The organism is Catenibacterium sp., from assembly GCF_052354645.1.
Lineage (GTDB): Bacteria > Bacillota_I > Bacilli_A > Erysipelotrichales > Coprobacillaceae > Catenibacterium > Catenibacterium mitsuoka_A.
Genome location: NZ_DAWDDM010000073.1, coordinates 1 through 8,677, shown reverse-complemented (window position 1 = coordinate 8,677; position 8,677 = coordinate 1). Strand labels below are relative to the sequence as shown.

Sequence of the window (8,677 nt, the reverse complement as noted above, 5' to 3'; positions counted from 1 at the left end):
GTTATGGTATTAATTGTAATGATTGTCGTTTCCTTTATTATAAATGTTTTAAATTTTGAATTAAAGAAGGGAAAAAATAGCGCATCTTTACGTGCTTATAGCATGGAGGTTTTGTTAGAAACAAGCCAAAAACTGCAACAAGCAAAAACTTATAATGATGTTATGAAAGAAACATGTGTTCAATTAAATAAATGGTTAAAACGAATTATTATTTTTTATCCTGTAAATAGAAAAATGTTAGATAAACCATATATTTATAATCCGAATAATCTTTTGGATGATAGCAATATATTTTTGACAGAAAAAGAAAGAACAGTGGCAAAATGGGTTTATATAAACAATAAAAATGCGGGTCCAACCACTAGCACATTGCAAGAAGCAAAGGCTTTGTATTTATCTATTCGGCGAAATGATAAAATATATGGGGTTATAGGAATAGATATGATTAGCAACAAAACGTTAAGTCTATATGAAAAAAATTTAATTAAAACAATTTTAAATGAAGTTTCTCTAGCAATGGATTCTTTAGAAAGATGATAAGAAACACTCAAATGATTGTGATGTGTACCCATAATCCTGGACACGTTAAAATTTAAATTTATAAGTTTAACTCATGGATGCTAGCCTGTATTGAACAGGTGCCATCCATTTTGTTTTTGCTTGTATTTTTTCGTTATTATAATAATATCAGTTAAATGAAAAAGGACAAAATAATTATGTAGGTTTTCCAACATTCTTATATTGTCTTTTACCTACAATTTTTATTTTATCCTTTGCACAGTGCTTCTTGAAAGAATACTACAGTTCAAGGTGCTTAATAACAAATACAGCACATCAGATATTATGAAATTCACCAGAGGATTTCAGGTGGTTAAAGGTGAAACTAAATATATTAATACAACTCAATCAAGTGATTTTATAATAGATTTAGCAAAGATAACAGATCTTCCACTTACTAATTACTTCCTGACAGAAAGAGAAATAAAGAGAATATTCAGTTACAAAATATAAAATTAACTGTAGACTATTCATTTGTATAACATAAAGAAAGCAGCATGATATTCAAAAGCGAATTTCATGCTGTTTTTTTAAAACTATTACTATGTTTAGATGCTGGATTATAAAGTCAGGTTATAGAATAATATGTTGATTTTTCAAGAGTTTTATTCAGGTTTAGAAGTAATACATTGCACTCTGTCATAATAATAACCAGAATTTTCTTCATACAAATAATTAGTAAGTAATTCTTAATATTTATGTAAGTAATTTGAACCGTTTCATTTAAATATTTTACGTTATAACTATTATGAGAGTGAAATATAAAAGGGAGACATAATAGTTATGATTAAACAAGTCAGAATTGAAATAAAGAACGCAATGAATCAGATTGAGTTCAAAGTTTTGTTTGCAGCTATACTTTTAATAAGTCTAATAAGTATTTTATTGAATTGTTTCCAGGATTACGGTCATAATATTTTATTTATCAGGTCTTATATTGATAATTCCATGTATATCAGCATTAAGGCAAGACCTATTATGAGTGTTTTTGAATATTTATCACCACTTATTGTAATGATGATTTATTCATCTAGTAAGTGGAAGGAAGAAAAAAATGGAATGCAGTCAATGATCATCACTCGTCTAAATAAGAAAGAATATTATCTATCAAAGTTCATAGCGAATTTTATTATCGTATTTGGTGTAGTTCTATTTTCAGGATTAATTAATCTACTTATTTCATATATTGTCTACCCTACTGTAGGATTTGATAACCGATGGGGAATACCAGTCTATGATCTTATTCAAAGATATGATAATAGAGCTTTATTGGATCTATTAAGAATTCAAAATCCTTTTGTTTATATTCTTGTCAAAAATATTATAGTCAGTACGTTTCTTGCAACGATTTCAAATATTCCTTACTGTTTAAGTTTTATCAAGCATTTCAAGGAAATGGAATTCATACAAATATGCATTATGACGTTTATTGCGATTGCTGTTGCTAGTGTTATAGGAGTTATTTTTCATATTAGTTTCATTAATTACATATCGTATATGTATGTAGATGCTAGAATCTCTTTCTCAAGTGTATGTCTATCGATAATAGTATTGAATATAGCTGAAGTATTGATTTTATTTAAAGGAATGAAGAAATATGAAACGATTCATTCATAAGGACCAGATGAATAACTCTATTTTCTTTGTAATTGTTGAACTGGTTGTTCTATTCATGTTTAGAAGTTCAATACATACGAGTCATGTGATGATAAATACATTTTCAGACATCGTTATTATGATATTTATTATTCCAGTTGTGTTGTCCTATTTTTCTACGGATATATTGCGAATATTTAACTATATGATCATACCTAGATTTCAATCTAAGAAAAAACTATTTGATTTCATTATTGAAAGAATCGTAATGGATTCTTTTAAAATGACATGTTTATTATTAGTTCCTGTGCATGTTGTGGGAACTGTAATATATCATATGAGTTTTTTTATGATCATGAGATATTATTTCAGTTTTTTTATGACTTTGATCTCTGTCTGTCTAATATATATCATCGTCTATTTAAAGATGAGAAATAAAAATATATCCATCATTATTTCTTACTTCTTATGCAATATCACCACTTTACTAGGCAGTTTATTTAGACAATATAGTATTCCAAGCATATCATCAATTATGCTTTTGGAGTATGAAAAGCCTGCAATTCTTCTTATTATGACGATTGTGCTTATTGTTTTACTATCTGCAATTCTAGATAGAGTAGTCGATAGATTTGAGTTATTAGGAGAGTCTAAAAATGTATTATAAGTTCATTATAAGGAATAAGCAGATACTGCTTAGGATATTATTTTTGATTGCTTTCTCATTTTTTCTTAAGTATGCAACTCATAACGGTTATACGCCTAATGAATTATTAGGTGCGTACCAGATGTATATGGGAGGTATCTTTCTAGAAGAAAGTAAATCAATACTACAGATTATGCTTCTGTTGATCAACGCTGTGTTATTCATATACTACGTTCCTTATGAAATTATTAAGGAAATAAAAGAAAACGAGATCTATATAAAATATAGATATGGGAAGAACAGTAAAATCTTAATGCTTATTGCGATTAAGAATTTGTTCTACTCATTATTTTATCAATTGGTTTATGTATTCATCATTATGTTGATGACCTTCCAGTTTAATCCTGTTTTTGTCATAGGAAGTCAGTTCATCAAATTACTTTTGACTTCTACCATCCAGTTGTTGATTATATCATTTATGAGTGAATTCTTCTTATATTGTTTTAAATTTGAGATAGGTATTGTTCTTTCTTTGATGCTTGTTGTGAGTCCAGCTATTATTTCAGGTGTTATACTAGATCAATTTTCATCTAGTTTAGAACTTTGTAAGTATATTCCTTTAAATCATGGTAATTATAATTACTATCATGCATCTACATATATGCTACAAAGCATATCTATCACTTATTCACCATTGCCTTACTACAGATATCTTTTATCTATTGTGAGCCAGGTTATTGAGTTAGTAATCAGTGCTGTAGGACTTATGTGTGCTATTGATAGAAAAGAATTAATAGGAGGTCATTATGAAAATTAGTGTAAAAGATGTTTCAAGAGAAATGAAATCAAATATAATCTTGGATAACATAAATTTGGAATTTGAAAGTGGGAAAATATATGGTTTATGTGGACACAATGGTTCAGGAAAAACAATGTTGTTACGTGCTATTGCGGGATTGATTCAGATAGATCATGGAGAAATCATGATTGATGAGAAAATACTTCATAAGGATATTGATTATCCACCTGAAATGGGATTGATTATTGAGACACCTACTTTCTTTAAATATTATACAGGTATGGAAAACCTTCAGTATCTTGCTGAAATAAGAAATCAGATTTCACAAAATGATATAATAGAAGCACTTAAAAGAGTTGGATTAGATCCTAATGATAGAAAATCAGTTGCAAAGTATTCACTAGGAATGAAGCAAAGATTAGCAATTGCGCAGGCTGTTATGGAAAAGCCTCAACTTATATTGCTTGATGAACCTACAAATACATTAGATCCAGATGCTGTTATTCAATTCAAGAAAATGATGGAAGAAGAAAAAAGACGCAATGCCTGTATTATCATTGCGACTCATAATCATCAAGATATAGATGAATTGTTTGATGAAAAGATATATTTAAATTCTGGCAGAGTAGAAAGAGTTGAAAAAAATGACTAAGAATACAAAATTATATTTCATGAGTCTATTGGTTTTGATAAGTGTAACTGTTGGATATGCATTTGTGACTAAGTATTCTTTCACAGGTGACTACTATCTCAATAAAATTAAGAAGCAGTATAATCTTGATGATTTTATGTATTCTAATATTGAGGACAGTGAGTATTTCAATGAATCTATAAGTACACTGGATGAACTAGAAAAAAGCAGTGATCTGATTGTGAAAGTAAAACCAGACGATGGTAAATTATTTTATAACAGTATAGAAAGACAATTAAAAGTCATCGATATATACAGTGATAAGGATTCCTTGAAAAAAGGAGATACTATCTATATTCAAGAACCGTTTTCTATCTCTTATCTTAAGGGGATGGAAAGTATGAATTCCGAAAAGGGATATGTCTTGATGAATTCTAATCAGGAATATATTTTATTCTTGAAGCATCTCGATAAAGTTGATGGATATAAGTATAATGATAATGAAAACATAACTTATGTGCCTGTGTCTACAAGATTGAGTAAATATTGTAGACAAGAAAGACCACTATTAGTCAATGAATCTAAAATTGAAGACGGTAATTTATATTATAAAGATTTTAAAACATCATCAGCTATTTTTATTAAAACGGATGAATGGAATAGATATAATGCAATTGCATCACAAATCTATGATAAGTACAAATGAAAAAGGGAACCTCAGGTTCCCTTTGATGTTATCTTAATGCTGTACCGAAATGTAGTGCTATATAAGCCAATTCATCTTCATTAAATGATTTATGATAATGTTCCTTAACTACATCATTTAAAATCATTGCACATTTATATTCTGTTTCATTTTCAGTTTTAATCTTGTCAGTTAATACATTATCATGGAGCTGTTCATCATTCTTTAAACGCTGAATTGCAGGATAGAAATGCATTGATAATCCCTGATAGAAATCATCATTCTTCTTTAAATTTAATCCTAAACGGTTATTGATTTCCTGTACGGCTTCTAAAGTAATGCTTTCAGTTTCCTGATCAATAATATCGCATTCACTAAAGAAGTCTAAATCTAATAATGTCATGTTTGATAAATACATCGCACAATAACAAATATCATCTTCAGAAATTTTTACATCATATTTCTTAGATAAATCATAGATGATTAACTGTGAAATCTGATAAGTGTTGGCTTGTTTTAATTGTTCAATCTGAGATGAACTCATTTCGATATAAGATCCAGATAATTCTCTTGTAATTGATAAAGCAAGATGAATAGATAAGTTTTCAATAACTGTATCTGAGATATCCATTTTTGCTTCAGTCACATACTTCTTGATTGTCGCAAAGATTTCTGCTTTGCGTAATTTAAATTTTTCTTCTAATTCCATGACCATTTTTTTCACTACCTCTTTGTGCCCTTATCATATAGGAAAGAAAGCGGTTTGTCTATCTTTATTTTTAGATTTGTACATCAAAAGAGAGTAAATTTCACGAATTTATGAATCCGTTTACATACTTTGCACAAAAAGGTGTATTTCTTGTAAAACTATTTTCTCATAGTGAGATAAATAGTATCATATTCGCATTGTGTACCAAGTCTAAATGGGAATCCCCATGAACCATATCCAGCAGATACAAGAAGATAATGGTTCTTATAATGGGATAAACCATATGAATTCTGATAGTAATAATGAAGGATAATATTTCCTGGGAAAATCTGACCATTATGTGTATGACCAGATAATTGAAGATCGGTGAAATATGTATGCTGATCAAATCTTTCAGGATTATGGTCTAGTGTAATAGTAGGTAAAGAAGTATTCATACCTTTAATGACTTGATTGATATCATAGTGATCTCGAGATGTCTTATCTGTAAAGCCGACAATATTAAAAGTATTGTCTACAGTTTCATAGGTGTTCTTTAGAAAGTGTATGTTGTATTTTTCAAAGACAGTAAAGTCTGTATGTTTACCATAATATTCATGATTACCAGATATCCAGTATGTTCCATAAGTACTCTTCATATTCTTGAATTTTTGTAAAGAACGATTCATTAATGCATCGGGTGTATTTTCATCAAATACATCTCCTGCAAAACATACAAGATCATAATGCTTATTATTCACTGTTTTTACAAGTTTTCTTACCTGTCTCATATAAGTACCAGAACTTAAATGTAGATCACTGACTAAACAGATTTTCAATTGTGATACTGAAGATGTCTTAGGAACAGTGACATGATAGATGACTTCTTTCTTATTATAATGAGAATAGAAGCCAGAGATTGTAAGAGTAATCGCAATCATAGTTGCTACGATATTCCCAAAACGATATGGTCTTCGTTTCACAAATTTAAAGGAGAAGCGATACAGATAAACACATATAAAAAGAATATAAATATACATAGTGAGAAATTGACACACTAGTATGAACATGGTAAAGATATGATTATATGGTTTAAAGTTAAATTTAAGTAATATACCGATTGTAGAAAGAATAGCCATGACAACCACAAATGTCTTGAAAATCAGGTGTTCATGTTTTAATAGCCATATAAAATACAATGCTGGTATAAGAATGAATATGATATATAATGCGATGTTTAGGATTTTAACCATTATGAAAAACCTCCTACATATATTGTATATCTTTTTTTGAGGAATAGTTATGAATATTTACCCTTTCGCTTTTGATGAAATATTTGATATAGATTTGACAGGTAAGTTTGTTGTCACTGGTTTATTTACTTCTATGAGAAGAAGTGATGTAGTTCACTATATTTATAGTCATGGAGGTACTGTATTAAGTGCCCCTACACGTGCTACTGATTATTTAATTGTCGGTGGAGAAAAAAGTAAAACATGGAAGTATGGTCAGTATGGCACTAAGATTAGAAAAGGTTTAGACTTAAGAGAGAAGGATGAAAAGATTTTGATTATCTCAGAAGAAGACTTCATGAGATGCATAGGAGGATAAGACAATGTCTATTGATGTATGTATTAAACAGAAGGGTTTATTTAAAAAGACAATCCCATTGGATGTCATAGTCGGTGATGAATTAGCTTTTGGAATCAATGATGGTATGAGAATGGTGGGTGATGACCAGGAAGGTAATATGATCTTCTATAATCCAAATTCTATCGGAAGAGGTTTTCATATTTCATGGGATGAAGATGAAAAGAATGAATTAAACCTACGCTTACTCAATCCTACTACTACAGATGAAATGCGTTCTTTCTTTAACTGTCTAAGAAGAATTACTAGTTACTGGAAATGCAGCGTTACTATTGATGGTATAGAAGAAGATATAGATGAGTACTTATCACAGGAAGATGATCTTCTTGCTTTCAATCATCGTATTATTAAAGAAGTATCAGAAAAGATTGTGAATGGTGAAACAGATTCTCTTACGTTAATGAGTACAATGTGGCCATTAGTGATTGGTAAGGATGAAGCAGAACAGTTTATTCTTAATCCACATCTATTCTCTTCATGGATGCATGAACTTCAAAGTCATGACTATTATTATGCAAAACCACAATTTTTTAAGACAGATCAGGGTATTAAAGGCATCTATGCATTAACTGAAGACTGCCCTACTTTACTCCCTAATAAACCATGGGTACCTGTAGGGTATCAGAATCCTGAAACAGGTGAAAAGCTAGAATGTAATTATTATGAAATAGCTCTTTATTCTACAACAGAAGAAAGATCATTGGGTACGATTCCTTTTGAACGTATATTTACACTAGGACCAGATTATATCAACTATTATGATGGTAACACTGTACTTGTGAATAATCTCCCATTGGAAGTAATGAAAAGACTGTGATTAAAACACAGTCTGGATTAGAAACATATAAGTTATTGTACCTAGAAGAATAGAAAGTAATGTACTATGTTTCCATTTATGGATACATACTACTACTATAAGTGCTATGAGTTCTGGAATACCATAAGGGGCTTTTAGAACTGATACACTCTTTAAACAATACACCACTAACATCGGTATGATCGCATAAGGAAGTACTTTACCTAAATAGAGAATACTATCCGGTGTACGTTTACTAAATACAATAAATGGAAGAGCACGGATAAGAAGTGTGACTATTGCGGCAGTAAGAATAATAAGTATGGCATGCATTAGAAATCACTCCTTTCTAAGCTCTTTTTTTCTATAAATAATGCGATTGTAATAAGAATCATAGAAGGAATCAGGAACTGATTAGGTCCAAAGAGTAATAAACAGAATATAGAAATAATAAATCCAGTTATGGCAGGAAGATGCTGTTTTGATTTCTCTAGTTGTTCTACTAGGATGATGACAAATAATGCAGTCATCGCAAAATCTATCCCTGTTGTATCAAAAGGAATAATATTCCCGTAATGTGGACCCCGTGTCAAGGACATTAAATAAAAAGGCGCTTAAAAATGATTAG

The 8,677-nt window shown here is 29.8% G+C and carries 10 protein-coding genes and 3 pseudogenes; 8 read left to right on the top strand and 5 right to left on the bottom strand.

Going from position 1 to position 8,677, the window contains the following annotated elements:
- Window positions 1-537 (top strand): annotated as a pseudogene (locus ACT8VG_RS04815) (sensor histidine kinase KdpD); the annotation flags it as partial.
- A gap of 69 nt (window positions 538-606) precedes the next feature.
- Here the strand turns inward: ACT8VG_RS04815 and ACT8VG_RS04810 are convergent.
- Window positions 607-681 (bottom strand): annotated as a pseudogene (locus ACT8VG_RS04810) (hypothetical protein); the annotation flags it as partial.
- A 96-nt stretch (window positions 682-777) separates the two neighbouring features.
- Between ACT8VG_RS04810 and ACT8VG_RS04805 the strand changes: the two are divergent.
- The 5 genes and pseudogenes from ACT8VG_RS04805 to ACT8VG_RS04785 all read left to right on the top strand — a co-directional run.
- Window positions 778-1,011, top strand: a pseudogene (locus ACT8VG_RS04805) (IS1634 family transposase); the annotation flags it as partial.
- A 330-nt stretch (window positions 1,012-1,341) separates the two neighbouring features.
- The gene (locus ACT8VG_RS04800; RefSeq protein WP_444195307.1) at window positions 1,342-2,175 is read left to right on the top strand and encodes a hypothetical protein; all 834 of its coding nucleotides are present in this window, start codon (window positions 1,342-1,344) and stop codon (window positions 2,173-2,175) included.
- A 635-nt stretch (window positions 2,176-2,810) separates the two neighbouring features.
- The gene (locus tag ACT8VG_RS04795) at window positions 2,811-3,617 is read left to right on the top strand and encodes a hypothetical protein (RefSeq protein ID WP_195920819.1); all 807 of its coding nucleotides are present in this window, start codon (window positions 2,811-2,813) and stop codon (window positions 3,615-3,617) included.
- Window positions 3,607-4,251: an ABC transporter ATP-binding protein gene (locus ACT8VG_RS04790; RefSeq protein ID WP_444195306.1), complete on the top strand. Its 645-nt coding sequence runs from the start codon at window positions 3,607-3,609 to the stop codon at window positions 4,249-4,251. Before ACT8VG_RS04795 ends, ACT8VG_RS04790 begins: the two co-directional genes overlap by 11 nt.
- A complete protein-coding gene (locus ACT8VG_RS04785; protein ID WP_444195305.1) occupies window positions 4,244-4,936 on the top strand; it encodes a hypothetical protein in 693 nt (230 codons plus the stop codon). The genes ACT8VG_RS04790 and ACT8VG_RS04785 overlap by 8 nt, the downstream gene beginning before the upstream one ends.
- 28 nt (window positions 4,937-4,964) lie before the next feature.
- Here ACT8VG_RS04785 and ACT8VG_RS04780 read toward each other — a convergent pair whose 3' ends face one another.
- Both ACT8VG_RS04780 and ACT8VG_RS04775 read right to left on the bottom strand, forming a co-directional pair.
- A complete protein-coding gene (locus ACT8VG_RS04780; protein WP_238928300.1) occupies window positions 4,965-5,630 on the bottom strand; it encodes a BglG family transcription antiterminator in 666 nt (221 codons plus the stop codon).
- A 152-nt stretch (window positions 5,631-5,782) separates the two neighbouring features.
- Complete coding sequence (locus tag ACT8VG_RS04775; RefSeq protein WP_444195304.1) at window positions 5,783-6,586, bottom strand: metallophosphoesterase; 804 nt, start codon at window positions 6,584-6,586, stop codon at window positions 5,783-5,785.
- A 319-nt stretch (window positions 6,587-6,905) separates the two neighbouring features.
- Here ACT8VG_RS04775 and ACT8VG_RS04770 point away from each other — a divergent pair, with 319 nt between their 5' ends.
- Both ACT8VG_RS04770 and ACT8VG_RS04765 read left to right on the top strand, forming a co-directional pair.
- Complete coding sequence (locus ACT8VG_RS04770; protein WP_117459275.1) at window positions 6,906-7,214, top strand: BRCT domain-containing protein; 309 nt, start codon at window positions 6,906-6,908, stop codon at window positions 7,212-7,214.
- Window positions 7,215-7,218: 4 nt separating this feature from the next.
- Entirely contained in the window at window positions 7,219-8,070 is an 852-nt protein-coding gene (locus tag ACT8VG_RS04765) for a DUF4299 family protein (RefSeq protein WP_187013065.1), read from the top strand.
- Here ACT8VG_RS04765 and ACT8VG_RS04760 read toward each other — a convergent pair whose 3' ends face one another.
- Window positions 8,071-8,382: a branched-chain amino acid transporter permease gene (locus ACT8VG_RS04760; RefSeq protein ID WP_187013064.1), complete on the bottom strand. Its 312-nt coding sequence runs from the start codon at window positions 8,380-8,382 to the stop codon at window positions 8,071-8,073. It abuts the gene before it with no gap.
- Entirely contained in the window at window positions 8,382-8,648 is a 267-nt protein-coding gene (locus ACT8VG_RS04755; RefSeq protein WP_444195303.1) for a hypothetical protein, read from the bottom strand. Before ACT8VG_RS04755 ends, ACT8VG_RS04760 begins: the two co-directional genes overlap by 1 nt.
- Window positions 8,649-8,677: the final 29 nt, after the last annotated feature.

Bases quoted from the DNA above. Each gene is read 5' to 3' on its own strand.
- ACT8VG_RS04800 (WP_444195307.1), top strand. From the start codon at position 1,342: ATGATTAAACAAGTCAGAATTGAAATAAAGAACGCAATGAATCAGATT.
- ACT8VG_RS04795 (WP_195920819.1), top strand. From the start codon at position 2,811: ATGTATTATAAGTTCATTATAAGGAATAAGCAGATACTGCTTAGGATA.
- ACT8VG_RS04790 (WP_444195306.1), top strand. From the start codon at position 3,607: ATGAAAATTAGTGTAAAAGATGTTTCAAGAGAAATGAAATCAAATATA.
- ACT8VG_RS04785 (WP_444195305.1), top strand. From the start codon at position 4,244: ATGACTAAGAATACAAAATTATATTTCATGAGTCTATTGGTTTTGATA.
- ACT8VG_RS04780 (WP_238928300.1), bottom strand. From the start codon at position 5,630: ATGGTCATGGAATTAGAAGAAAAATTTAAATTACGCAAAGCAGAAATC.
- ACT8VG_RS04770 (WP_117459275.1), top strand. From the start codon at position 6,906: ATGAATATTTACCCTTTCGCTTTTGATGAAATATTTGATATAGATTTG.
- ACT8VG_RS04765 (WP_187013065.1), top strand. From the start codon at position 7,219: ATGTCTATTGATGTATGTATTAAACAGAAGGGTTTATTTAAAAAGACA.
- ACT8VG_RS04760 (WP_187013064.1), bottom strand. From the start codon at position 8,382: ATGCATGCCATACTTATTATTCTTACTGCCGCAATAGTCACACTTCTT.
- ACT8VG_RS04755 (WP_444195303.1), bottom strand. From the start codon at position 8,648: ATGTCCTTGACACGGGGTCCACATTACGGGAATATTATTCCTTTTGAT.